The sequence below is a fragment of the Rhodococcus parequi genome, from assembly GCF_046042785.1.
In the GTDB taxonomy this organism is placed as follows: Bacteria; Actinomycetota; Actinomycetes; order Mycobacteriales; family Mycobacteriaceae; genus Prescottella; species Prescottella parequi.
The window spans coordinates 166,943-188,552 of the sequence record NZ_JBDLNV010000002.1 but is presented as its reverse complement, the minus strand read 5'-3'; the positions used below and the strand labels follow the sequence as shown (position 1 = coordinate 188,552).

Annotated in this window: 22 protein-coding genes; 14 read left to right on the top strand and 8 right to left on the bottom strand. The window is 68.8% G+C overall.

Features of this window, described 5'->3' with window-relative positions:
- Nucleotides 1-9 precede the first annotated feature (9 nt).
- A complete protein-coding gene (locus ABEU20_RS05080; RefSeq protein ID WP_420163314.1) occupies nt 10-2,571 on the bottom strand; it encodes a LuxR C-terminal-related transcriptional regulator in 2,562 nt (853 codons plus the stop codon).
- Nucleotides 2,572-2,730: 159 nt separating this feature from the next.
- Entirely contained in the window at nt 2,731-4,083 is a 1,353-nt protein-coding gene (locus ABEU20_RS05075) for an MFS transporter (protein ID WP_420163313.1), read from the bottom strand.
- Between the two features lie 276 nt (nt 4,084-4,359).
- On the opposite strand from ABEU20_RS05075, the gene ABEU20_RS05070 reads away from it, so the two are divergent.
- The 6 genes from ABEU20_RS05070 (at nt 4,360) to ABEU20_RS05045 (ending at nt 9,665) form a co-directional block, all read left to right on the top strand.
- A complete protein-coding gene (locus ABEU20_RS05070) occupies nt 4,360-4,920 on the top strand; it encodes an HD domain-containing protein (protein ID WP_420163312.1) in 561 nt (186 codons plus the stop codon).
- Nucleotides 4,920-5,654, top strand: a complete 735-nt coding sequence (locus tag ABEU20_RS05065) for a TetR/AcrR family transcriptional regulator (protein ID WP_420163311.1) — start codon at nt 4,920-4,922, stop codon at nt 5,652-5,654. The genes ABEU20_RS05070 and ABEU20_RS05065 overlap by 1 nt, the downstream gene beginning before the upstream one ends.
- Before the next feature lie 45 nt (nt 5,655-5,699).
- Entirely contained in the window at nt 5,700-6,698 is a 999-nt protein-coding gene (locus tag ABEU20_RS05060; protein ID WP_420163310.1) for an LLM class flavin-dependent oxidoreductase, read from the top strand.
- A gap of 62 nt (nt 6,699-6,760) precedes the next feature.
- Complete coding sequence (locus ABEU20_RS05055) at nt 6,761-7,348, top strand: HD domain-containing protein (protein ID WP_420163309.1); 588 nt, start codon at nt 6,761-6,763, stop codon at nt 7,346-7,348.
- A 236-nt stretch (nt 7,349-7,584) separates the two neighbouring features.
- On the top strand, nt 7,585-8,328 hold the full coding sequence (locus tag ABEU20_RS05050; RefSeq protein ID WP_420163901.1) for a class II aldolase/adducin family protein: 744 nt from the start codon (nt 7,585-7,587) through the stop codon (nt 8,326-8,328).
- 86 nt (nt 8,329-8,414) lie between these two features.
- Nucleotides 8,415-9,665, top strand: coding sequence for an amidohydrolase family protein (locus ABEU20_RS05045; protein ID WP_420163308.1), 1,251 nt, complete (start codon nt 8,415-8,417; stop codon nt 9,663-9,665).
- A 10-nt stretch (nt 9,666-9,675) separates the two neighbouring features.
- Here the strand turns inward: ABEU20_RS05045 and ABEU20_RS05040 are convergent, their stop codons facing one another.
- On the bottom strand, nt 9,676-10,494 hold the full coding sequence (locus tag ABEU20_RS05040) for a FadR/GntR family transcriptional regulator (RefSeq protein ID WP_420163307.1): 819 nt from the start codon (nt 10,492-10,494) through the stop codon (nt 9,676-9,678).
- Between the two features lie 114 nt (nt 10,495-10,608).
- Here ABEU20_RS05040 and ABEU20_RS05035 point away from each other — a divergent pair, with 114 nt between their 5' ends.
- Nucleotides 10,609-12,264 carry a class I adenylate-forming enzyme family protein gene (locus ABEU20_RS05035; RefSeq protein WP_420163306.1) on the top strand — a complete coding sequence of 552 codons (1,656 nt, stop codon included), beginning with the start codon at nt 10,609-10,611 and terminating at the stop codon, nt 12,262-12,264.
- Nucleotides 12,261-12,761: a hypothetical protein gene (locus ABEU20_RS05030; RefSeq protein ID WP_420163305.1), complete on the top strand. Its 501-nt coding sequence runs from the start codon at nt 12,261-12,263 to the stop codon at nt 12,759-12,761. Before ABEU20_RS05035 ends, ABEU20_RS05030 begins: the two co-directional genes overlap by 4 nt.
- Here ABEU20_RS05030 and ABEU20_RS05025 read toward each other — a convergent pair.
- On the bottom strand, nt 12,716-13,600 hold the full coding sequence (locus ABEU20_RS05025) for an alpha/beta fold hydrolase (protein WP_420163304.1): 885 nt from the start codon (nt 13,598-13,600) through the stop codon (nt 12,716-12,718). The genes ABEU20_RS05030 and ABEU20_RS05025 overlap by 46 nt on opposite strands.
- Nucleotides 13,601-13,834: 234 nt before the next feature.
- A complete protein-coding gene (locus ABEU20_RS05020) occupies nt 13,835-14,080 on the bottom strand; it encodes a hypothetical protein (RefSeq protein ID WP_420163303.1) in 246 nt (81 codons plus the stop codon).
- Between the two features lie 143 nt (nt 14,081-14,223).
- On the opposite strand from ABEU20_RS05020, the gene ABEU20_RS05015 reads away from it, so the two are divergent.
- The gene (locus ABEU20_RS05015) at nt 14,224-14,628 is read left to right on the top strand and encodes a VOC family protein (RefSeq protein WP_420163302.1); all 405 of its coding nucleotides are present in this window, start codon (nt 14,224-14,226) and stop codon (nt 14,626-14,628) included.
- Nucleotides 14,629-14,649: 21 nt separating this feature from the next.
- Here the strand turns inward: ABEU20_RS05015 and ABEU20_RS05010 are convergent, their stop codons facing one another.
- On the bottom strand, nt 14,650-15,639 hold the full coding sequence (locus ABEU20_RS05010; protein WP_420163301.1) for a sigma-70 family RNA polymerase sigma factor: 990 nt from the start codon (nt 15,637-15,639) through the stop codon (nt 14,650-14,652).
- Between the two features lie 143 nt (nt 15,640-15,782).
- On the opposite strand from ABEU20_RS05010, the gene shbA reads away from it, so the two are divergent.
- A complete protein-coding gene (gene shbA, locus ABEU20_RS05005; RefSeq protein WP_420163300.1) occupies nt 15,783-16,400 on the top strand; it encodes an RNA polymerase sigma factor ShbA in 618 nt (205 codons plus the stop codon).
- A gap of 4 nt (nt 16,401-16,404) precedes the next feature.
- Here shbA and ABEU20_RS05000 read toward each other — a convergent pair whose 3' ends face one another.
- On the bottom strand, nt 16,405-17,025 hold the full coding sequence (locus tag ABEU20_RS05000) for an FHA domain-containing protein (RefSeq protein WP_420163299.1): 621 nt from the start codon (nt 17,023-17,025) through the stop codon (nt 16,405-16,407).
- A 114-nt stretch (nt 17,026-17,139) separates the two neighbouring features.
- On the opposite strand from ABEU20_RS05000, the gene ABEU20_RS04995 reads away from it, so the two are divergent.
- The 4 genes from ABEU20_RS04995 to ABEU20_RS04980 all read left to right on the top strand — a co-directional run bounded on the left by ABEU20_RS04995 (nt 17,140) and on the right by ABEU20_RS04980 (nt 20,711).
- Complete coding sequence (locus tag ABEU20_RS04995) at nt 17,140-17,976, top strand: alpha/beta hydrolase (RefSeq protein ID WP_420163298.1); 837 nt, start codon at nt 17,140-17,142, stop codon at nt 17,974-17,976.
- Between the two features lie 14 nt (nt 17,977-17,990).
- Complete coding sequence (locus tag ABEU20_RS04990) at nt 17,991-18,968, top strand: alpha/beta fold hydrolase (RefSeq protein WP_420163297.1); 978 nt, start codon at nt 17,991-17,993, stop codon at nt 18,966-18,968.
- A gap of 120 nt (nt 18,969-19,088) precedes the next feature.
- Nucleotides 19,089-19,433, top strand: coding sequence for a YciI family protein (locus tag ABEU20_RS04985; RefSeq protein ID WP_420163296.1), 345 nt, complete (start codon nt 19,089-19,091; stop codon nt 19,431-19,433).
- A 6-nt stretch (nt 19,434-19,439) separates the two neighbouring features.
- On the top strand, nt 19,440-20,711 hold the full coding sequence (locus tag ABEU20_RS04980) for an RNA polymerase sigma factor (RefSeq protein WP_420163295.1): 1,272 nt from the start codon (nt 19,440-19,442) through the stop codon (nt 20,709-20,711).
- Here ABEU20_RS04980 and ABEU20_RS04975 read toward each other — a convergent pair.
- The gene (locus ABEU20_RS04975) at nt 20,702-21,610 is read right to left on the bottom strand and encodes a LysR family transcriptional regulator (RefSeq protein WP_420163294.1); all 909 of its coding nucleotides are present in this window, start codon (nt 21,608-21,610) and stop codon (nt 20,702-20,704) included. The genes ABEU20_RS04980 and ABEU20_RS04975 overlap by 10 nt on opposite strands.

Sequence of the window (21,610 nt, the reverse complement as noted above, 5' to 3'; positions counted from 1 at the left end):
TCGGGCGCGTCAGCCGTCGGTGTCGTGCCGGCTCGCCAGCAGTCCCAGCCGGGTCGCGGTGAGCAGCGCGTCGGCCCGCGAATGGACGCCCAGCTTTCGGTAGAGGCTGCGGAGCTGCGTCTTGACGGTGTTCTGCGAGACGTACAGCTGCGCGGCGATCTCCGCGACCGACGGCGTCGACGCCAGCGCCTCGAGGACGGCCGACTCGCGATCGCTGATCCCGACCATCCGGATCCGCTCGGGAAACACCTCACCACCCGGAGGGGGTGTCGACGCCGACCACGCCTCGGGCAGTGCCACACCCAGGCCGACGAGACGTTCGACGGCGTTCGCGGACAGCGACGCGAAGGGGCGGACCATCCCGGTCTGCTCGAACAGCGCGACCGCGCGCTTGAGCAGCGTCACGGCCGGCTCCGCGTTGCCCATGTCCAGGTGCGCGACGGACTGGAGCAGCGCCGACTCCATCCGGATCCGCGGATACGAACAGTTCGCGATCACCGGCCGCGCGCACCCCGCGAGCGTGGACGCGGGATAACCGCTGGACAGGTCCATCCGGGCTCGGGAGATCGCCGTCCAGGGGCCGCGTCCACGAGCCTGCTCGAGCGCGGTCCACGTGTCGTTGCCGCGGCCGAGTGCCGAGAACAGGTCCGCCTCCGTCGCGGCGAGCAGCGGTGCTGCGAGCGAACCCGACGTGAACCACCTGTCGTACACCGCGGTCGCGCGATGCAACCGGTCCAGGCCCTGTTCGGCGTTCCCCGTCACGAGGGCCGACTGGCAGTGGGCGTACAGCGCGAACGCCCAGAGTTCCTCGTCGTCGGGCAGATCGCCGAGCTCGACGAGGGCCTTGGCGGCGAGCGCCACGTCCATCCGATCCAGGGCGACCAGCGCCGTCGCCACCAGACCGCCGACCCGGACCATCGACGACATCCCCGACCCGGTGTCGTCGTAGCGCCGCTCGCGGTCCAGCCAGGAGTCGGCGTGCGTCAGTTCGCCCGTGAGGGCGTAGCCGAGGGCGAGGTTGCCGGCCGCGTTCCGGGCGATGAAGTCGGTTCCGGCCGGGCGGTCGCCGTGGTACGCGCGGCGCAGCTCGGTCGACGCCCGCGTGAGGTCACTCCGTAGCTGCTGGGTGAGGCCCCACTGCAGACGCAGCAGCGGCAGGAACTCGGTGACCTGGCCGTGCTGCACCTCGATCGCGCGGTCCGCCAGCGCGGACAGCTGCGCGGTCATCTCGGCGGCCCGTTCGAAGTCGCCCGCGACCCGGAGGATCAGTGACTGCACGGTGCCGACCGCGAGTGTCTCGGTGACGACAGACGTGTCCGTCTCCGAGACGTCGATGTCGTACGACGGGACCGTGGGTGCCGCGAAGCCCGCCGAATCGGCGCCGAACCTCAGGAACAGTTCGCGTCCGGCCTTGATCGTCAGATCGTCGGCGGCCGCCTCGGCGGGCAGCGCGAGCAGCGACTCGCGCACCAGCCGGAAGTGGCGTGAGACGAGTTCGACCCAGTTGGATTTGAGTATCGACACCGTCAGCGCCCAGTCCTGGCCCTCGACGGCGTGTGCGAGCGCCGGATCGAGTTCGCCGTGCTCGAGAAACCAGCGCGCCAGGGTGCCCGATGCGCGCAGCGGCCCCTGCGGTGCCTCGAGCCTCAGATCGCGCATGAGGGAATCCCGGATCGGCTGCGGGAATCGCCATTCGCCGTCTCGGGGCCAGGTGGAGCGGACCAGCAGGCCGGCAGCCTCGAGCGCCCGAACCCGCTGCGGCGCCTCGTCGCCGCCGGCGAGCACGGTGGCCACCTCGTCGGTGACGGTGCGCGCCGCGGAGATCGTCAACATGAACTGGCGCAGGTCGGCCAGGTCGGGGTCGCCGAGGAGTGTGCGTTCGACGTACCGGTCGATGGACCGCTCGAGCGCGCGGCGGGCCAGATCGCGGCTCTCCTCGTAGTCGGTGCCGAACGGGCGTGCCACCGAGACGGCGGCCTGTACGAGAGGCGGGAAGCCGCCCGTCACCGTCTGCACCGCCTCCAGAAGGTGCGGCGCCAGGTCGATTCCGCGGGCCTGCAACACGGCCTGCGATTCCGCCGGGGTGAACAGCAGATCGGTGGGAGTGATCGTCAACCCGTCGACGTCGAGCATCACGGCGTCGTCGAACACGACCGTGGACCGGGTCGTGACCACGACGCGCAGGCGTTCGTCGCCCTCGAGTAGTGCGAGGACGCGGGATTCGGTGTCCGGGTCGCGGAGGCGGTCGACGTCGTCGAGCAGGACCACGATCGGGTCGTCGGAATCGTTCGCCGACGCCTCCGCAACTTTGCGGGACACGGTGTCCCAGTAATCATTCGGCGTGACGTCCGACGAGGGCGAGGCCTGCTCGATCACCGTTCCGGTGGCCTGGGGGCGCGCCCGGATCCACGTTCGCAGCAGCGTGGTCTTTCCCGCGGCGCGCGGCCCGCGGACGACCGTCAGGTCCATCGGTCCGGACAACAACTCGAACAGGCGCGGGCGGTTCAGTAGGAATCGTTCCGCCCGCGGAATTCGTCCGCCGGCCACGATCGCCGATCGATCAGCTGCCACAGCAACACACTCCCCATGTCCACCGACCCCCGTCGGTGCGATTGGTTCGCCCCCGCTGCGAAACCTTGCCCGTGCACCTGGTCACGAATCGGACCAGGTGCACGGACAGCACATGTTGTCACAGGCGCGCGGGGTCCGGGAGGGGAATGCGTTCCGGGGTCAGACGGCGGTCGATTCCGGGGTCGTGGAAGCGCTCGGAACACGGGTGGCTGTGAGGGGCATCCCCTTGGTCTCCCGGGTGAAGAACGCGGCGACCGCGACGCACAGTGCCAGCGCCACGACGTACCACGTGAAGAGATCCGCCGAGCCCCGCGAGGTCAGCCAGGTGTTCAGGTAGGGCGCGGTGCCGCCGAAGACCGCCGCCGCAAGCGAGACCGCGATGCCGGTGCCCGTCGCACGCGACTTGGTGGCGAACAGTTCGGCGAACCACGCGACCTGGGTGCTCGCCGCGAACGACTGCAGGACCAGAGCCAGCGACATCGCGACCACGAGGCTGATCGCGGAGTCGTCGAGCAGTCCGGACAGGGGGAAGGCCAGCAGCGCGACGCCGATGCCCCATACCATGTTGTTCACCCGGCGTCCCACGCGATCGGCGAGCATCGCGGCGAGCGGCAGCGCAGCGATGAACACGAGGTTCGCGACCACACCGGACCACATCGCGAGGCGGTCGTCCACGCCGTGGAAGCTGATCGCGTACGCCGGCGCGTTCACCGACCAGGTGTAGGAGAACACCGAGGTGCCGCCGACCAGGATGACGACCCGCAGGATCGACCCGCGCTGCGCCCAGACGTCGCGCAGCGCCGCCTTGACCGGGGATTCCGGTGCGGGAGACGCCTCCGCCGCGTCCTCGAACGCCTCGGACTCGGCGAGCCCGCGCCGCAGGTAGAGGGCGAAGAAGCCGAGGAGACCGCCGATCAGGAACGGGATGCGCCAGCCCCAGTCGGACATCGTGGACGAGTCGACGGCAGTGCGCATGACGGCCCCGAGGAGGGTGGCGAGCACCGTGCCGCCGACCGTCGACATGATCACGGTGCTGCCCCACAGTGCGCGGTTGTCCGGGCGCGCGACCTCGGCGATGTAGGTGTACGAGCCGCCCTGTTCGCCACCGTGGGCGAGGCCCTGGATGCAGCGCACCACCAGCAGCCACAGTGACGCGAAGGCGCCGACCTGTCCGTAGGTGGGGGCGACGGCGATGAGCACGCTGGATGCGGCGACGAGCGACATCGTCAGCACCATCACGAACTTTCGGCCGCGGCGGTCGGCGACGAGCCCGAAGAACAGGCCGCCGAGCGGTCGCATCACGAAGCCGACGGCGAAGACCGCCATCGTGGACAGGAGGTTCGACACCTCGTTGTCGGAGTGGAAGAACTGGTTCGAGAAGTACACCGCGAAGATCGCGAAGACGGTCCAGTCGAACCATTCGAGCGCGTTGCCCATGTTGACCGCGAGGATCATCCGGGCCTTGCCCCGGACGGTCGCGTTCGCCCGGGGTGTGGGGGTGGAGGGGGTCATGAGGTTCTCCTTCGGAGACTGCCCGTGAGGGTGGGGAGTTTGCTCTCGAAACGGTGGAGATGGCGGGCGCTGTTCGGCCACAGCAGATTCCGTGTGAGATCGATCCGGAATAGCGAAGTCATGGTGAGGCAGGACGCGGCGAATGTCAATCAACCGATTGGGACTCCATCAACTGATTGATCGGGTATCGTCCCGCTACGTAGTGTTACCCAGGCCACACCCCCTCACGACGGGAGACGAGACGTGCACGAGCCGCGAACTGTCGGATTCACGAGGATGGACGACGCCACCGTCGCCGAGATGGAGTTGATCCGCGACGAAGCTGCCGTGCACCGACGTGACCACTGGCTCGGAACCGTTGTGCGGCTGCTGGAGTCGATGAAGGGCTACACGTTCGGCTACCGTGTCGACCGATACGAGCACTCGCTCCAGTCGGCCACGCGTGCACACCGGGAGGGTGCCAGGGTGGATCTCGTCGTCGCGGCGCTGCTCCACGACATCGGCGACGACCTGTGCCCCGACAACCACAGCGAGGTGGCCGCCGCGATCCTGCGGCCGGTGCTCGACGACGAGGCGGTGTGGGTCGTCAAGCACCACGGCGTCTTCCAGACGTACCACTACGGCGAGAAGCTCGGTCTGCCGTCGGACAGTCGGGACAGGTACCGGGATTCGCCGTACTTCGAGACCTGCGCGCACTTCTGCGCCGCATGGGACCAGGAGTCGTTCGACCCGGACTACGACTCGGAGTCGCTCGAGTTCTTCATGCCGATGCTCGAGGAGGTCTTCTCCCGGCCGCCCAAGGTGTGGGGCGATCCCGACCTGGCCGGGGAGGCGTGATGAGCCGGCCGCGGGCGACGCCCAGCCGGCGCCCGGAGATCGTCGCGTGCGCCGCCCGGATGTTCTCCTCGCGCGGCGTCGCCGCGACGACGGTGCGCGACATCGCCGACGAGGTGGGGCTGCACTCGGGCAGCCTGTACCACTACTTCAGCTCCAAGGACGAGCTGGTCGCGGAGATCCTCATCGCCTTCCTCGACGACCTGACGTGCAGCTATGCGAGCGAGATCCGCTGGTCCGTGGCAGCGCCCGAGCAGTTGCGCGATCTGATCCACGTCTCGCTGCGGGTCGCGGTGCGCCATCCGCACGCGTCGGAGATCTACGACAAGGAGTTCGCGTCCCTGCCGTCCCTGCCCGGGTACCGGGACATCGATGCCCGCGTCTGCGAGGCGCAGGACACGTGGTCCCGCATTCTCGCGAACGGCATCGCCGAGAGCAGCTTTCGACGGGACTTCGAGTCCGCCCAGCTGCAGCGGCTGCTGCGGGAGATCGTGTGGACCGCGACACGCTGGCACCGGGACTCGCTCGACGCCGACCACGTCATGCTGTCGACGACGTTGGTGGACCTGTTCGTCGACGGCATCACGGCCCGGGCGCCCGGGTCGTCGACGCCGGCGACGGTCGTACACGCCGCTCCGGTGCGGGAGCGCGCCGCGGGGGACGAGCTGGGGCAGTTGCGGCGTGAAGTGCAGGCCCTGCGGGGTGTGGTGGACGAACTGCGCCTGTCGTCGGCGTGAGGTCGGCGCAGGCCACGTCACTCGATCGAAAGGTTTTCGGCCCCTGTGAAGCTCGGAATGTTCCTGGACATGCGCAACCCTGCGCGGTGGCGACGGCCGTGGGCCGACTTCTATGGGCAGACGCTGGATCGCGTGGCGTGGGCCGAGCAATCGGGTGCGGACTCGGTGTGGATGACCGAGCACCACTTCTTCGACGACGGCTACCTCCCGCAGCCGCTGACGCTCGCGGCCGCGATCGCCGCACGGACCGAACGGATCCGGATCGGCACCGCGATTCTGCTCGCCCCGCACCGCCATCCCGTCCACATCGCGGAGGAGGCAGCGGTGGTGGACCTGGTCTCGAACGGGCGCCTGGAGTTGGGCCTGGGCGCGGGCTGGGCGAAGGACGAGTTCGCGGCGTTCGGATCCGACTACGACAAGCGCTACGCCGTGACCGACTCGGTGTTCGAGACCGTGCGAAACCTGTTGCGCGACGGCGGTGTGACACCTGGGCCCGTCCAGAGTCCGCTTCCGATGTGGCTCGGTTACCAGGGCCCGCGCGGTGCGGCGCGCGCCGGACGCCTCGGCGCGGGCCTGCTCACGCTCGACCCCGCGTTGCTGGCGCCGTACCGCGACGGCCTGGTCGAGGGTGGTCACGGCACGGATGCGGCCCGCACGGGCGGGGTCCTGGACATCATCGTCGCGGACGATCCGGCTGCGACGACGCGGCGCCTGATCCCGCATCTCGCGCATCAGCAGGCGACCTATCGGCAGCAACGCGGTAGCGGCCGCAGCGCCGCCGATCTGGAGGCCGAGTTGGCGGTGGAGTTCGACAGGAGCGGAACCGTGCCGGGCCTCAGCGTCGCGACACCCGCCGACGCTGCCACGGAGATCCGGCGCCGTACCGACGGGATGCCCGTCGAGCACGTGTATCTGTGGGCGAGTCTCGGTGCGATGCCCGACGACATCGTCGATCGACACCTGGAGCTGACGTTCAGCCAGGTGAAGAGCGATCTTGCCCAGTGGGACGCGAACTTGCCCGAACGATCGAATCTTTCTATATAAAGATAGTAGGACTAGCGGCGACATGTGCACGGCGGCCGCGACGAGTGGAAGGGACTCATGTCATGACGATCGATGCGTCGGGTGACCGGCAGGTGAGCTTCACGCGAATGGACGAATCGACTCCCGAGGACATAGCCCTCATCGTGGCGGAGTCGAAGGTCTTCCTGAACGATCGCCTGCCCGACACGATGATCGAGATGCTCGAGGCGTTGCGCGGCCCCACTCTGGGCTATCAGGTGGACCGCTACGAGCACTCGCTGCAGACTGCGACGCGTGCGCTGCGTGAAGGTGCGCGAACGGATCTCGTGGTCGCGGCCCTGATGCACGACGTCGGTGATGCCATCGCGCCCGCGAATCATTCGGAGTTGGCTGCCGCGATCGTCGCGCCCTACCTGGACGCCGAGGCGACGTGGGTCGTCAAGCACCACGGGGTGTTCCAGGGCTACCACTACTGGGATCGGCTCGGGCTGGATCCGGATACGCGGGAGCGGTACCGGGACAGTCCGTACTTCGATACGTGCGCGCATTTCTGTGCCGAGTGGGATCAGGTGTCGTTCGACCCCGACTACGACACCCTGCCTCTCGACACCTTCGTTCCACTGCTGCGTGAGGTGTTCACGCGGCCCGCGAGCGGATTCGGCTCCGACTAGACGCCGGTCGAAAATCGCTCTGCCCCAAGCGCTCACCCCCATTTCCGGGGTGAGCGCTTCGTCGTTCCGGACAGGATTCGGTCGATTCGCGAACTCGAGTGAGACAGGGCTTACATTGCTAACTTTTGTAAGTTAGAGTTTCGACAGTTCCTGATGTGGCTCACTTCCAGACGTAAGGAGGCGCCGTGACCGCACTCGACGAGTCGGCGAAAACTACGGGGCAGGAGAAGGACTCGATGGACGGCTGGCAGCCGCGCGCGACGCCCCCGATCGGGGTCGATCTCACGAACGAGCAGAAGCTCGCATGCGCCTTCCGGACGCTGGCACACGACGGCTTCAGCGAGAACATGGCCGGCCACATCACGTGGGCCGACCGGGACGACGACAGCCTCCTCATCAACCCGTGGGGTCTGTGGTGGGACGAGGTCTCGGCGTCGGACATCTGCCGAGTCGATGCGAACGGTGTCGTGATCGAGGGCAAATGGGATGTCACCCCCGCCTACCACATCCACACCGAGTTGCACCGCCGCCGGCCCGACGCCCGGGTCGTCATCCACAACCATCCCTACTACGTGACCCTGCTGGCCGCTGTCGGTGTCCTGCCGATGATCGCGCACCAGACCGGCAGCCTGTACGACGACGACCTGTCCCTGGTCAGCGAGTACAGCGGTGAGGTCGACGATGCGGACCTGGGCAGGGATCTCGCCGACCTGATCGGTGACCGCAACAACGTGATCCTTGCCGGCCACGGCATCATCACCACGGCCGACACCATCGAACTCGCGGTCTACCGCGCGGCCTCGATCGATCGTTTCTGCCGCCTCGCGTACGACATCCTGCTGCTCGGCAAGGATCCCCTGCCGATCGAGAAGAGCATCCGCGTCGCGATGCAGAAGGCGCTCGTCGAGCGTGCTGCCGGCGTCTACTGGGCCGGCGCGGTCCGCAAACTGATCCGAACCGATCCCGACGTGCTCGACTGACGACGGTCGAGCCCGCTGAAACCTCCCGGCTGCAGCTGCCGCGCAGCCGGATTCATCGAACCCGAAGATTTCGAGGAGTGTGCACGATGGCCAGTCTCGACGACCTGATCCACAACACCGACTTCACGACCAACGTCAAGGGCAAGGTCACGTTCCTGCCCGAGCCGGAGAAGGCGCACCGGCCCTTCCCGTTCATCTCGGTCGACGACCACATCGTCGAACCGAAGGACACCTTCGAGGGCCGCCTGCCCGCCAAGTTCGCCGACCGAGCGCCCCGGGTCATCCACCGCGACGGCGCCGACATCTGGGTCTACGACGGCAAGGAGATCCCGAACGTCGGCTTCAACGCCGTCGTCGGACGTCCGGTCGACGAATGGGGATTCGATCCGCAGCGCTTCGAGGACATGCGCCGCGGGTCGTGGGACATCCATCACCGCGTCAAGGACATGAATCTCTCGGGTGTATATGCGTCCCTGAACTTTCCGTCCTTCCTCCCGGGATTCGCGGGCCAGCGCCTGCAGCTGAGCACGAGCGACCGGGAACTCGCGCTGGCGGCGACGCGCGCGTACAACGACTGGCACCTCGAGGAGTGGGCGGGCCCGTACCCGGACCGCATCATCCCCTGCCAGATTCCGTACTTCCTCGACCCGGAGATCGGCGCACAGGAGATCTACCGCAACGCCGAGCGCGGCTTCAAGGCGGTCACCTTCTCCGAGGGGCCGCACGCGTTGGGGCTGCCGTCGGTGCACTCGGGCCACTGGGATCCGATCATGCGGGCGTGTGAGGAGACCGAGACGGTCATCAACCTGCACATCGGATCGTCCAGCACGTCGCCGAGCACGTCCGAGGACGCGCCGCCGGACGTCGCCGGCACGCTGTTCTTCGGCTACGCGATGTTCGCGACCGTCGACTGGCTGTTCTCGAAGATCCCGGTCCGCTTCCCGAGCATCAAGATCGTGATGTCCGAAGGTGGAATCGGTTGGGTTCCGGCACTTCTGGACCGACTCGACCACATGACGACGTACTCGTCGATGTACGGCACGTGGGACGGCATCGACATCTCGCCGGCCGACGTGCTCAAGCGGAACTTCTGGTTCTGTGCGGTCGAGGACCCCTCCACGATGGTGCTGCGCGACCGCATCGGTATCGACCACATCCTGCTCGAGGAGGACTACCCGCACAGCGACAGCCTGTGGCCCCGCACGATGGAGGTCGTGAACGAGTCCATGAAGGGGCTGTCGGCCGACGAGCTGCGCAAGATCACGTGGGAGAACGCGTCGAAGCTGTACCGGCACCCGGTGCCGCAGAGCGTGATCGACGATCCCAACAGCTTCTGACCCAGCGGCGTCAGCCGAAGAAGAGGCGGTCCCGTGCCACGGCCGGGTCCAGCGGGACGTGGGGTCGGTCCGGGTCGTGCGGATAGGTCTGGACGTCCCGCAGGTGCCGGGCGGCGATCACCCGCGCCGACGCGGCGTCACCGTCCTCGATGCACTGCAGGATCTGGCCGTGGACGGCGAGCGCCTGCGCGCGTTCCGTCGGCGGGATCGTGGCCGGATCGGCGCGTTCGTTCGCCCAGCCCGTCACGTGGCTCGACCACAGGGATTCGAGAGCGCCGGCGAGCACGATCAGCGACCGGTTGCCGCACAACTGGACGACGGCCTCGTGGAAGCGCCGCGACAGCGTCGTCGCGGCCACGAGATCGTCGACGTTGGCGAGCGACTCCTCGTGCAGGGCGCGCAGGACCGGCACCACCTCGGTGGCGCGGTCCTCGCGTTCGGCGCACAGTGCGGCGCACATGGGCTCGACCTCGTGGAGGGCGCGGCCCACGTCGTCGATGTCCGTGCCCGACATCGCCAGGACCATGGAGAGGCTGTAGGCGACGTTGCCGGGGGTGGGGCGGTGGACCACCGCTCCACCCCGGTTGCCGCGGCGGACCTTCACCAGTCCCTCGGCCTCGAGGATCCGCAGAGCCTCGCGCAGGGACTGGACGTTGACCGGGTACTGCTCGCGCAGCTCGGCCTCCTTCGGCAGCACGTCGCCCTCGGCGAGATCGCCGCGGAGGATGCGCTCGCGGATCTGGTCGGCGACCATCTCGGCCAGCCTGCGCCAGCGGAGACTGCTCGGATCGACAGCGCGGGGCTTGCTGTCCGGTCCCTGCTGGGGCACCGCGTCACTTCCTTCCGGTCGCCGACGGATCCTGCACGGAGCCGTCACCTGAGTTCTGAATGTTAGCGAAGTCAGTACCCGCGGGGCCTCGTCGTCCCGGACAAGGAGATCGAGATGAGCCTCATCGACCCCGACACCGTCGGACGCTACGTGAAGTCCGGCTGGTGGGGAACCGTGCCGTTGCACCGGCTGGTGCGAGAGCAGGCGGCCCGTACGCCGGAGAGGGACGCCTACATCACACCGGCCGGTCGAACAAGCTGGGCAACTTACGATTCCGTTGCCGACGAGCTGGCCGGCACGATGGTCGCGCTCGGCCTCGGAGTCGGTGATCGGGTCGCGGTTCAACTGCCCGACACGTTCCTCGTGCACGCCGCACTGGTCGCCACGTCGCGCGCCGGTGTGGTGGCGGTCGGCATCGGTGCCCGCGCCGGTGACCGCGAGATCGCACACCTGGTCCGCAAGACCGGTGCCAGGGCGTTGATCACCCTCGACGCGCTCGGGGGCCGATCGTCGTCGGTGCTGGTGCGCGAGCTCCGCGACCTCGGCCTGCCCCTGGATTTCCATGTCGTGATGTCCGAGCGGGGGACGGAGAGCATCTTCGACGTCTCGGGCCGGACCGCCGTTCCGCTCGCGCCGGGCCGAGCGGACCCCGCCGACGTCGACGGTCGCAGCTTCGGTCCCGACGACCTGAGCATGCTGAACTCGACATCGGGGACCACCGGGCTCCCGAAGTGCGTGACACAGTTCGACAACAGGTGGATGGCGTTCAGCAGGCTGGCGATCGATGCCGGTGGTCTGGGGGACGACGAGGTCTTCTTCGGTGCCGTCCCCGCCCCGTTCGGGTTCGGCCTGTGGACGTCGCACTACGCCCCCGCACTGCTCGGCGCGCCCACCGTCGTCCTCCCGAAGTTCGATGTGCAGAACATGATTCGGATGATCGAGCGCGAACGGGTGACGGTGTTGTGCTGCGTCAGCACGCAGTTCCGGATGCTGCTCAACTCGCCGCTCGCCGAGCAGGCCGATCTGTCGTCGCTGCGGGTGATGTTCACCGGCGGTGAGGCGGTACCGGCGGATCGGGCGGCGGAGTTCGAGGACCGCACCGGAGCGAAGGTCCTGCAGTTCTTCGGATCGAACGAGAGCGGGGCGTTCAGCGTCACCCGCATCGAGGACCCGGTCGAGAAACGCATCGAGACCTCCGGACGGCTCATCCCGGAGATGGAGGTGCGCCTGTTCGACGAGGACGGTCGGGACGTGACGGCGACGGGTGGGCCGGGCCGGCCGGCCGGCCGCGGCCCTCTGACGTGCGCCGGGTACTACGACGACGACGCGGCCAACGCGCAGCTCTACACGGAGGACGGCTGGATGCTGATGGGCGATCTGGTGACGATCGAGGACGGATACCTCACCCCGGTGGGGCGCACGTCGGACATCATCATCCGGGGCGGTAAGAACATCTCCGCCCCGCAGGTGGAGCAGGAGGTCGAGACGCACCCTGCGGTGGACCTCGCGGGCGTCGTCGCGGTCCCCGATCCGGTGTTCGGCGAGCGTGTGTGTGCGGTCGTGAGCCTGCGGCCGGGAAGGGAACTCACGCTGGCGGACCTCGTCGAGCACCTGAGCGCGCGTCGCGTGTCGAAGGAACTGTTCCCCGAGCACCTCGTCGTCGCCGACGAACTTCCGCGGTCGTCCGGCGGCAAGCTCGCCAAGGGTGACATCCGCGCGCTGGCCCTCGCATCGGTCGTCGAGGCCACCGTCCGGGCGAGTGCGCCGTGAACCCCGTCAAGACGGTCGACGTGTACACGTGCCGGGAAGTGCTGCGGATCCGCGCGGGCGTCGAACAGGCGCCGGTCCCCGACGAGTCCGGCGAGTACTACTGGTCCGAGTTGCTCAGGGACTGTGCCGAATCCGACGTCCTGGAAGCCACGTGGGCGCACTACCGGACCACGTCGAGGACGCTGCTTCCGCGGGACATCCTCGAGCGGGTCGGCGCCGTCGAGAGGGAGCGGATACGGATCTCCCGCGGCGTGTGCGCGCGCCTGCTGATGGACCGTGCGCTCCTGGGCTGGGATCCGGACCGGCTGGCCCGGTGGCATACGACGTTCACCGTCGAGATCGGTCGGGGCGCCGACCAGGAGACGGCGCGCGACGTCGCGGACGCGGCGGTGTCCGATCACGCCCCGGTGTCCGATCACGCCGCGGTGTCTGATCACACAGCGGTGTCCGATCACGCCGCGGTCGTCGCCGACACGAGCGAGTGCGCTGCGCGCTGACCTCCCGTGTGGTGCGCAGCGGCGCGGTCGACCAGACGCACCAGTGCGTGTGCCACCTCGCACGCCTGGTCGAGGATCACCGAGTGTCCCGCTCCGCCGAGCCGAACCAGTTCGGCGGACGGGAGATTCGAGGCGATCGCGACGGAGTGTTCGAACGGCGTGACCCGGTCGGCGGTGCCTCCGAGGACCAGTGACGGAATCGCGGCCAGGCGGGCGAGGGAGTGCGACTCGTCGAATCCGACGAACGACCGCAGGAATCCGTACATCGTCACCACCGACGTGGGGTTGTCGAGGACGAGGCTGATCAGGCGCTGACTCAGACGAGGCAGGCGCTCGACCCCGAACTGGAACGCGGAGACGAGCGGGTGCCGCACGAATCGGCCCAGACCCCAGCGGGTGATGTCGCCGGCCGCGGTCGAGAGCAGACCCACTCCGACGACCCGGTCCCCGACGGTGTCCGGGTTCTGGCGGGTGTACGCGAGAGCGGCCATGCCGCCCATGGAATGGCCGACCAGGACGATGGGCCCGGACGGGACGGTCGATCGGATCACCGCGCCGAGGTCGCGGCCCAACTGGTCGATCGTGTACGTGTGCGCGGGTGCGGTACCGGATTCGCCGTGGCCGCGATGGTCGTAGAACACCATCCGGACCGCGGAGCCCCACTCCCGCGTCAGATGCGAGCGCAGTCGCGCCCACGAGTGCGTGTGCAGGCAGTGGCCGTGCACGAACACCGCCGTGACCGGCGCGTCTGTCGGACCGTATTCGCGTACGACGAGCGACACCCCGTCCTCGGACTCCACGACGTGACGGCGGCTGCGATCCTGCGCGCTGGTCCTCATGGCGTCCTCCCGGGTTCGTGTCGTTCCTGCTCACTCCAATCTCGTCGTCCGGGGAAGGACTCGACAGGCTCCCCGAGGGGGTCGTCGGATCCCCGAGGGGTGGTGTTCACACCACCTGGGGTGGCGGATCCGCGGTGGTCGGGGCGAAGGACTCGGACCGGCTACGACAACGTGCCGCCCCGGCGGTACACGACCACCGGGCCACGCGTCGGTCGGCGTCGCTCGGGGCGCTGGTCACGCCGACTGTTTCTCGTCCCAGTCCTTCGCGATCTCCGGGTAGCCGGCGGCGATTTCGTCGACGCGGTCGGGTGTCGCGGATTCCAGCTCGGCCCGATGCCGCTGGGCCTCGGCGAGGGATCCGGTGAAGCCGTTCGCGGTGGGTACCGGTGACGGCTCGGTCTCGCTCGGCGCCTGCAGTTCCAGCGCGTGGATGAGCCCGTCGAGTCGACTCGCCACGAAGTGCCGCTTGTCCTCACTCATGAATCCATGACACCACCGCGGCGGGCGTGTGCCTAGCCCCCGAGAGGGCCGCGATGAGTTTTCGGCGCGGCGGTGGTCTGTCTTCTGTGCGGGCCCCGAACGGGCTCGGCCTCGACCCACCCTGCGAGCACAAGGAGAGCCCCATGTCCCGCCTGATCTTCGTCAACCTGCCGGTCGAGGACGTTGCCGCCACCCGCGCGTTCTTCGGGGGACTCGGTTTCGAGTTCAACGAGCAGTTCTGCGACGAGAACACCGCCTGCATGGCGATCAACGACTCGGCATGGATCATGCTGCTGCAGAAGGACCGCTTCCGCGACTTCATCGCCGACGACATCTGCGACACGTCGAACAGCCGTGAGGTGCTGACGTGCATCTCGGCGGACAGCCGCGACGGCGTCGACGCGCTCGTGGACGCCGCGATCGCGGCGGGCGGGAGCAAGTGGATGGACCCGCAGGACCACGGCTTCATGTACGGCCGCTCCTTCCGCGACCTCGACAACCACGTGTGGGAGGTCATGTGGATGGACCCGGCCGCCGCCGGCCGGTGACGCCGGTGTTCGCGGGGTTCGTCAGAGTTGCGGCGGCAGCCCGAACCTCGCGAACAGGTCGACGTCGAAGAAGCACGTGACGTGGGCGACCCCGCTCTCGGTGATGTCGAGGACATGCAGTTGGAACGGGCGGTGCACGCCGTCCGGACCACGCATGTACAGGCCGAGTGCGGGCTGGCCGTTGCCCGACGCCGGCAGCAGGCGCATGTCGCCGGGCCCCTCCGCCGGGCACTTCTCCTTGATGAGCCGCGCGATGTCCAGACCGCCGACGTACCAGCCGACGAACGGCGGCATCTCCCACACCGCGTCCCGCGTGAAGAGCTCCACCAGTCCGTCGATGTCGTAGCGCTCGAATCCGTCGACGTACCGGCGCAGCAGTTCGCGGGCGTCGTCGGAGTCCGGTTCGACCAGCGCGTCCGGATCGGGCGTGGCCTCGGAGAGCTGGGCCCGGGCCCGCTGCAGCAGGCTGTTGACGGCCGCGGTGGAGGTGCCCAGAGCGCCGGCCACCTCGGCGGCCTTCCACTGCAGCACGTCGCGGAGCACGAGTACCGCCCGTTGCCGGGCCGACAGGTGCTGCAGCGCTGCGACGAACGCCAGGCGCACCGACTCGCGGGCGGCGACCACCGTCGCGGGATCGTCTGCACCCCAACCGGAATCGCCCCACACCATCGAGTCCGGGATCGGCTCGAGCCACGGCACCTCGCGGCGCTCGATCAGTTCATCCGACGGGTCGGAACTGGGCGCGCCCAGACCGGTGGGCAGCGGCCGGCGGTCGCGTCCCTCGAGCGCCGTCAGGCACGTGTTGGTCGCGATCCGGTGCAACCAGGTGCGGATCGACGAGCGGCCGTCGAACTTGCCGAAGCCGCGCCACGCGCGCACCATCGTCTCCTGCAGCAGGTCCTCCGCGTCGTGGATCGAGCCCATCATGCGGTAGCAGTGGGCGAGTAGTTCGCGCCGGTAAGGATCTGCGGCCGTGAGAAATTGGTCGTCGAGGCTCTGCTCTACGGTCATGCCGAAAACCCTAGTGCCGGACTCCGACAAGCGGAACAGGGTGCGTGACCGGCACCCGAGGGTGCCTGTCGGGGGCCGTCGACTCCGCAGAGGATCGAAGACGTGGGACGGCCGACCGTGTCGCCCGCGTTGGGAGATACGAGATGCGTGCATACGCGCCGACCGTGACGGCGAAGAACGAGATGTCCGCCGACCGCGCCCGCGAGGTGCTCCGGGAATGGGTACCCGACGCCGTCGCCGGCGACCCGCAGGCGCGTGAGCGGGTTCTCGCGATCGTCTACCCCCTGGTGCGCCGGTACTGCTTCGCCCGGTTGGGGCGTGGCGCCCTGCAGTCCGTGGCCGAGGACGTCTCGCACGAGGCATGCGTCGCCCTGATGACCGCGCTGCCCCGATACTGCGATCGGGGCGCGTCCTTCCTGACCTACGTCTACGCGATCGCGAGCCACAAGGTGATCGACGCCCGCCGTGCCGCCGGAAAGGCGTGCGCGCCGCTCGAGGACGCCGGTGAACCGGTGTGCCCCGAGGCCGGCCCGGAGGAACGTGCGATCGCCCGTGAGCGAGGGACGTGGGCCCGCGGCCTCGTCGAGACCCTGCCGCCCCGGCACCGCGACATCCTCGTCATGCGACTCGTGCGCGGGATGTCGGCCGACGAGACCGCCCACGCCCTCGGTACGACACCCGGAGCGGTGCGGATCGCGCAGCATCGTGCACTCACCCGGTTGCGTGCGCAGGTGACGCCCGCCGTGCGCGCCGCGGCCTGACGAGTCACAGATCGTGCTCGGTGATCACCCCGCTGTGCAGCGCCTTCTCGACCAGGCGCAACCGCTTCTGGTTCTGTGGCAGGTTCTCGACACCGAACTTCGCGAACAGCGCGCGCAGGTGTGTCTTGACGGCGTCGACGCTGAGGAACACCTCGTCGGCGACCTGCTGATTGGACGCCGGGTTCGCGAACGCCGCATTGTGCTTGTACGGCCGGCACAGCGAGATCAGGATTTCCCGCTGGGTCTTGGTGAGTGACCGCACCGTCGGGGTGTCCGCGGCCACCCGGGTGGGTTCGCCGCCCTGCCCCACCAGATCGCGGAAGACGAACGCGGAGTTTCCGATCCGGATACTGTCGCCGTTCCGGAGGCGGCGACGGCCCGAGATGCGCTCACCGTTGACGAACGTGCCGTTACGGGACAGGCCGTCGTCGACGATGGTCCAGTCCGTACCGATCCACTCGAGCGTCGCGTGCAGGCGCGAGACCTCCGGGTCGGCGGCCAGCGAGACGTCCGCGTCCGACGATCGGCCCACCGTCACCCGCGGGGTGTCCGCGGACAGCGTCACCTCCCGGGCCTGCCCGGTCTTGTCGGTGTACCTGAGGAACGGGGCATCGGTCGCGCTCATGGGCACTCCAGTCACTCCTGTCGGCCACCTTCATCGTGCCGCCGCGCGATCGGGCTGACAAGCACTGCGTGACAAGCGCCCCATAACGCCGCCCGCCGACCTAGACTCGCATTCGTGCAGCACACAGAGTCGGAATTCGCCGGGGTGCACGGCACCCGCATCGTGTACGACGTGTGGCGTCCGGACGGTCCGCCGACGGGCATCCTCCTGCTCGCGCACGGTCTGGGCGAGCACGCACGCCGCTACGACCACGTCATCGAACGGTTGGTCGGACTCGGCCTGGTCGTCTACGCGCCCGACCATCGCGGGCACGGCCGCTCGGGCGGCAAGCGGATCGAATTGCGCGACTGGTCGGAGTTCATCGACGATCTGCACCAGCTGTCGGCCGTCGCGACCGCCGAGAACCCCGGACTCGATCGGTTCCTGTTGGGTCACAGCATGGGTGGTGCGATCGCGCTGTCCTACGCGCTCGACCACCAGGACGAGCTGTCGGGGCTGATCCTTTCGGCGCCGGCCGTCGACGTCGTCGGCGGCAAGCCCCGAGTGGTGGTCGAGGTCGGCAAGCTCCTCGGCCGGTTCGCGCCCGGCGTCCCCGTCGAGACGCTCGATGCCAAGGCGGTCTCCCGCGATCCCGCGGTGGTCGCGGCGTACGAGTCCGATCCGCTCGTTCATCACGGAAAGGTCAAGGCGGGCATCGCCCGCGGAATGATCATCGCCGCCGAGAGCTTCCCGGCCCGGCTGCCGTCGCTGACCCTGCCGGTCCTGCTGCTGCACGGCACCGAGGACCACCTCGCCGACATCTCCGGCAGCCGGATGATCGCGGCACACGCCGGGTCGAAGGATCTGACGCTGAAGACGTACGACGGGCTGTTCCACGAGGTTTTCAACGAACCCGAGCAGGACAAGGTGCTCGACGATCTGGTGGATTGGCTCCGCCCGCGCCTGCAGTGACTTAATATTCCGGAATGACCGATCCTGCAACGACACTCACGCACCGGACGGTACGCGTCGGGGACATCGACATGCACATCGCCGAGCAGGGCGAGGGCGACCCGATCGTGCTGTGCCACGGCTTCCCGGGGCTCTGGTACAGCTGGCGGCACCAGCTGTCGGCCCTGTCTGCGGCCGGCTACCGGGTGATCGCCCCCGACATGCGCGGCTACGGCCGCACCGACGTGCCGTCGGATCCCAGCGAGTACGACCGCCGACACACCGTCGACGACATGGTCGGCCTGCTGGACGCACTCGATATCGATCAGGCGGTGTTCTCGGGGCACGATTTCGGCGCGCAACTGGTGTGGGATCTGCCCAACTGGGCGCCGGGCCGGGTCCGAGCCCTGATGCAGTTGAGTGTGCCGCGGATGCCGCGCTCGCCGGTCCGTCCCACCGACGGCTTCCGGTACATGTCGTCCCAGCACTTCGTGCACCTGCACTACTTCCAGGAGTACGGCCCGGCCGACCGAGAGCTCGGTGACCACCCGCGAGAGTTCCTGTCCAAGATCTTCCACGCGCTGAGTGGAGCGAACCGCTACCTCGACTGCTGGGATTTCCCGTCCGAGGGCAACGGCTACCTCGACGTCCTGCCCGAGCCGCCCGCACTGCCGTGGCCGTGGCTGAGCGAGGACGAGTTCGGCTACTACGTGGACGAGTTCACGCGCACCGGGTTCACCGGCGGGCTCAACTGGTATCGCGCCGACGACTACGTGTGGGAACAGAACGAGGAACTGCACGGCCGCCCGATCGCCGTTCCCACGACGTTCATCGCGGGCGCCAAGGACCCGGTCCTCGAGATGATGGGCGAGAAGCCGTTCGAGACGATGGCCTCGATGGTGCCGGGCCTGCGCTCCACCCACGTGATCCCCGACGCCGGGCACTTCGTGCAGATGGAGGCGGCCGAGGAGGTCAACACCGCGATGCTCGAGTTCCTGCGCGGGCTCGACTGACCGCGCGAGGGAAAGTTCGTCGACGCGAGGGAAAGTTCGTCGACGCTGTCCTTTCGGGGCCACCTCGTTCGTCGTCATGGTGTACCGCAACAACGAGCACCTCCCGAGGAGGAACCGATCATGAAGTATCTGCTGCTGATCAACGCCGAGTCCGCCGACGCGTCGAGTGACTGCACCCCCGAAGACTGGATGGTCTACGACAAGGAGGTCAAGGACGCCGGGATCTGCGTCTCGGGGGAGTCGCTCGCCGACCTCGTCACCGCGACCAGCATCCAGGTGGGGGAGGACGGCGCCCGCACCGTCACCACCGACGGACCGTTCGCCGAGACCCGTGAGGTACTGGGCGGCTTCTACGTCATCGACGTGCCCGACCTGGACGTCGCGCTCGACTGGGCGGCCCGTTGCCCCGGATCACGCGGCGGTGGACGGATCGTCGTGCGGCCCATCGCCGACTTCGACATCTGACGACCGATGGGCCGGGAGGGCAGCGGCCGCGTGCCCGACGCGCAGACGTCCGTCGAGGACGTCTTCCGCGAGGAGCGTGGCCGCCTGCTCGCCGCTCTCGTGAGCAGATTCGGCGACCTCGACCTTGCCGAGGAGGCGACGTCGGAGGCGATCGAGGCCGCGCTGCGGCACTGGCCGGTGGACGGGGTGCCGTCCAAACCGGGAGCGTGGCTGTTGACCACCGCGCGGCGCCGGGCCGTCGACCGACTGCGTCGTGACCAGGTGCTCGCAGCCCGGATCGCGGTGCTGCAGGTGGAGGCGGATCGCGCGGACCCCGCTCCGCCGGCGGACGTGGGCGGAGAGTTGCCTGACGAGCGGCTGCAACTGTTCTTCACGTGTGCGCACCCGGCTCTGCCGCCCGAGGATCGGACGGCGCTGACGCTGCGCTGCCTCGCCGGTCTCACGACGCCCGAGGTGGCCCGGGCCTTCCTCGTTCCCGGTGCCACGATGGCGAAGCGGATCACCCGAGCCAAGAAGCGGATCCGGGACCTGCGGATCCCCTTCAGGGTGCCGGGCGCCGACGAACTCCCGCAGCGGCTGCCCGGCGTCCTGCAGGTGCTGTACTCGATCTTCACCGAGGGATATGCGGCCAGCACCGGGCCGCAGCTGCAGCGTCTCGATGTCGCCGAGGAAGCGATCCGGCTCACGCGTGTTCTCCATCGGCTGATGCCCGACGAGCGTGAGGTGAGCGGACTGCTGGCGCTGATGTTGCTCGTGCATGCCCGTCGCGGGGCGCGGACGGGTCCGGGCGGCGAACTGGTGCTGCTGGAGGATCAGGACCGGGCGGCCTGGGATGCCCCGATGATCGAGGAGGGCAGTGCACTGGTGCTGGTGGCCCTCACCGGTGGCCCACCCGGTGCCTACGGGGTGCAGGCCGCAATCGCTGCGCTCCACGACGAGGCGTCCGACGTCGCGAGCACCGACTGGCCGCAGATCGTGGCCCTGTACGACGTGCTGCTCCGGCTGGCGCCGACACCGGTGGTGGCGATGAACCGCGCGGTGGCGGTCGCGATGCGCGACGGCCCGGCGGCCGGTCTCGCTCTCCTCGACGAACTGTCCGACCAGCCGCAGCTCCGGTCGCACCATCCGTATGCCGCGGCGCGGGCCGAACTGCTGGCGCGCCTCGGTCGGGGTGAAGAGGCTGCCGCGGAGTATCGGCGAGCGCTCGACCTGGCGGGGACGGACCCGGAGCGCGAGTATCTGCGCAACAGGCTCGATGGTTCGAGGGATCAGGCGTAGCGCGATCCGTCGTGGAAGCGGTGTGCCGCACGACGAAGCTCGGCGCTCACTGCTGCGTACGCCGGGTGGGAGCGGCTGCCACGGCGGTACGCGATGCGAGTCCGTCTGCCGATCGGGAGCGCGGTGAGCACCACCCCGGCCGGGACATCGGTGGCGCCCAGCTGAGGAACCAGAGCGACTCCGGCTCCCGCCGCGACGAGCCGCAGAACCACGGCGAAGTCGTCGACCCGATGCGCGACACGGGGCTCGAAGCCCTGGGACTGGCACGTACGGATCGCCATCGTGTGACAGAGCGTGCCGGGATTGCCTACGATCCAGCGACTTTCGACGTGGCCGCGGATCACTCCGATCCCGTCGCCGCCGGGCGTGCTCGTGGATGCGAGGAACACGACCTCGTCGAGCAGCGGTTCCAGCTCTGTGCCCGAGCCCATGGCGGACGGGACGTTGTCGTACTCGTGCACCAGGGCCATGTCGAGATCACCGCTGCGCAAAAGGTCCGGTACATCGGCAGGGTCGACCTCGGTCACGGACAGGTCCAGGTCGCTCTCGGTGCGAGCGATCTCGAGCATGGCCGGCAGCACCACCGTCTCCAGCGCGGTGGTGAAGGTCCCCAGGCGCACCGACCCGGACAGACCCTCGCCGTCGACCGCCAGCGCGGCTTCGGCCCGTTCGAGGTCGGCCAGAATCACTTCGGCGTGCTCGACGAGCACGGCACCGGCAGGCGTGAGGCTCACGCGGCGACCGGTGCGGGTCAGCAACGGCCGGCCGGACTCGCGTTCGAGGGCAGCAAGCTGTTGCGATACCGCGGAGGGTGTGTACGCCAGTGCCTGCGCGACGGCGGCGATGGTGCCGCGATGGGCGAGTTCCCGCAGAAGTCTCAGCTTGCGAACATCGAGCAT

Bases quoted from the DNA above. Each gene is read 5' to 3' on its own strand.
- ABEU20_RS05075 (WP_420163313.1), bottom strand. From the start codon at position 4,083: ATGACCCCCTCCACCCCCACACCCCGGGCGAACGCGACCGTCCGGGGC.
- ABEU20_RS05070 (WP_420163312.1), top strand. From the start codon at position 4,360: ATGGACGACGCCACCGTCGCCGAGATGGAGTTGATCCGCGACGAAGCT.
- ABEU20_RS05065 (WP_420163311.1), top strand. From the start codon at position 4,920: ATGAGCCGGCCGCGGGCGACGCCCAGCCGGCGCCCGGAGATCGTCGCG.
- ABEU20_RS05055 (WP_420163309.1), top strand. From the start codon at position 6,761: ATGACGATCGATGCGTCGGGTGACCGGCAGGTGAGCTTCACGCGAATG.
- ABEU20_RS05050 (WP_420163901.1), top strand. From the start codon at position 7,585: ATGGACGGCTGGCAGCCGCGCGCGACGCCCCCGATCGGGGTCGATCTC.
- ABEU20_RS05045 (WP_420163308.1), top strand. From the start codon at position 8,415: ATGGCCAGTCTCGACGACCTGATCCACAACACCGACTTCACGACCAAC.
- ABEU20_RS05035 (WP_420163306.1), top strand. From the start codon at position 10,609: ATGAGCCTCATCGACCCCGACACCGTCGGACGCTACGTGAAGTCCGGC.
- ABEU20_RS05025 (WP_420163304.1), bottom strand. From the start codon at position 13,600: ATGAGGACCAGCGCGCAGGATCGCAGCCGCCGTCACGTCGTGGAGTCC.
- ABEU20_RS05020 (WP_420163303.1), bottom strand. From the start codon at position 14,080: ATGAGTGAGGACAAGCGGCACTTCGTGGCGAGTCGACTCGACGGGCTC.
- ABEU20_RS05015 (WP_420163302.1), top strand. From the start codon at position 14,224: ATGTCCCGCCTGATCTTCGTCAACCTGCCGGTCGAGGACGTTGCCGCC.
- ABEU20_RS05010 (WP_420163301.1), bottom strand. From the start codon at position 15,639: ATGACCGTAGAGCAGAGCCTCGACGACCAATTTCTCACGGCCGCAGAT.
- shbA (WP_420163300.1), top strand. From the start codon at position 15,783: ATGCGTGCATACGCGCCGACCGTGACGGCGAAGAACGAGATGTCCGCC.
- ABEU20_RS05000 (WP_420163299.1), bottom strand. From the start codon at position 17,025: ATGAGCGCGACCGATGCCCCGTTCCTCAGGTACACCGACAAGACCGGG.
- ABEU20_RS04990 (WP_420163297.1), top strand. From the start codon at position 17,991: ATGACCGATCCTGCAACGACACTCACGCACCGGACGGTACGCGTCGGG.
- ABEU20_RS04985 (WP_420163296.1), top strand. From the start codon at position 19,089: ATGAAGTATCTGCTGCTGATCAACGCCGAGTCCGCCGACGCGTCGAGT.
- ABEU20_RS04980 (WP_420163295.1), top strand. From the start codon at position 19,440: ATGGGCCGGGAGGGCAGCGGCCGCGTGCCCGACGCGCAGACGTCCGTC.
- ABEU20_RS04975 (WP_420163294.1), bottom strand. From the start codon at position 21,610: ATGCTCGATGTTCGCAAGCTGAGACTTCTGCGGGAACTCGCCCATCGC.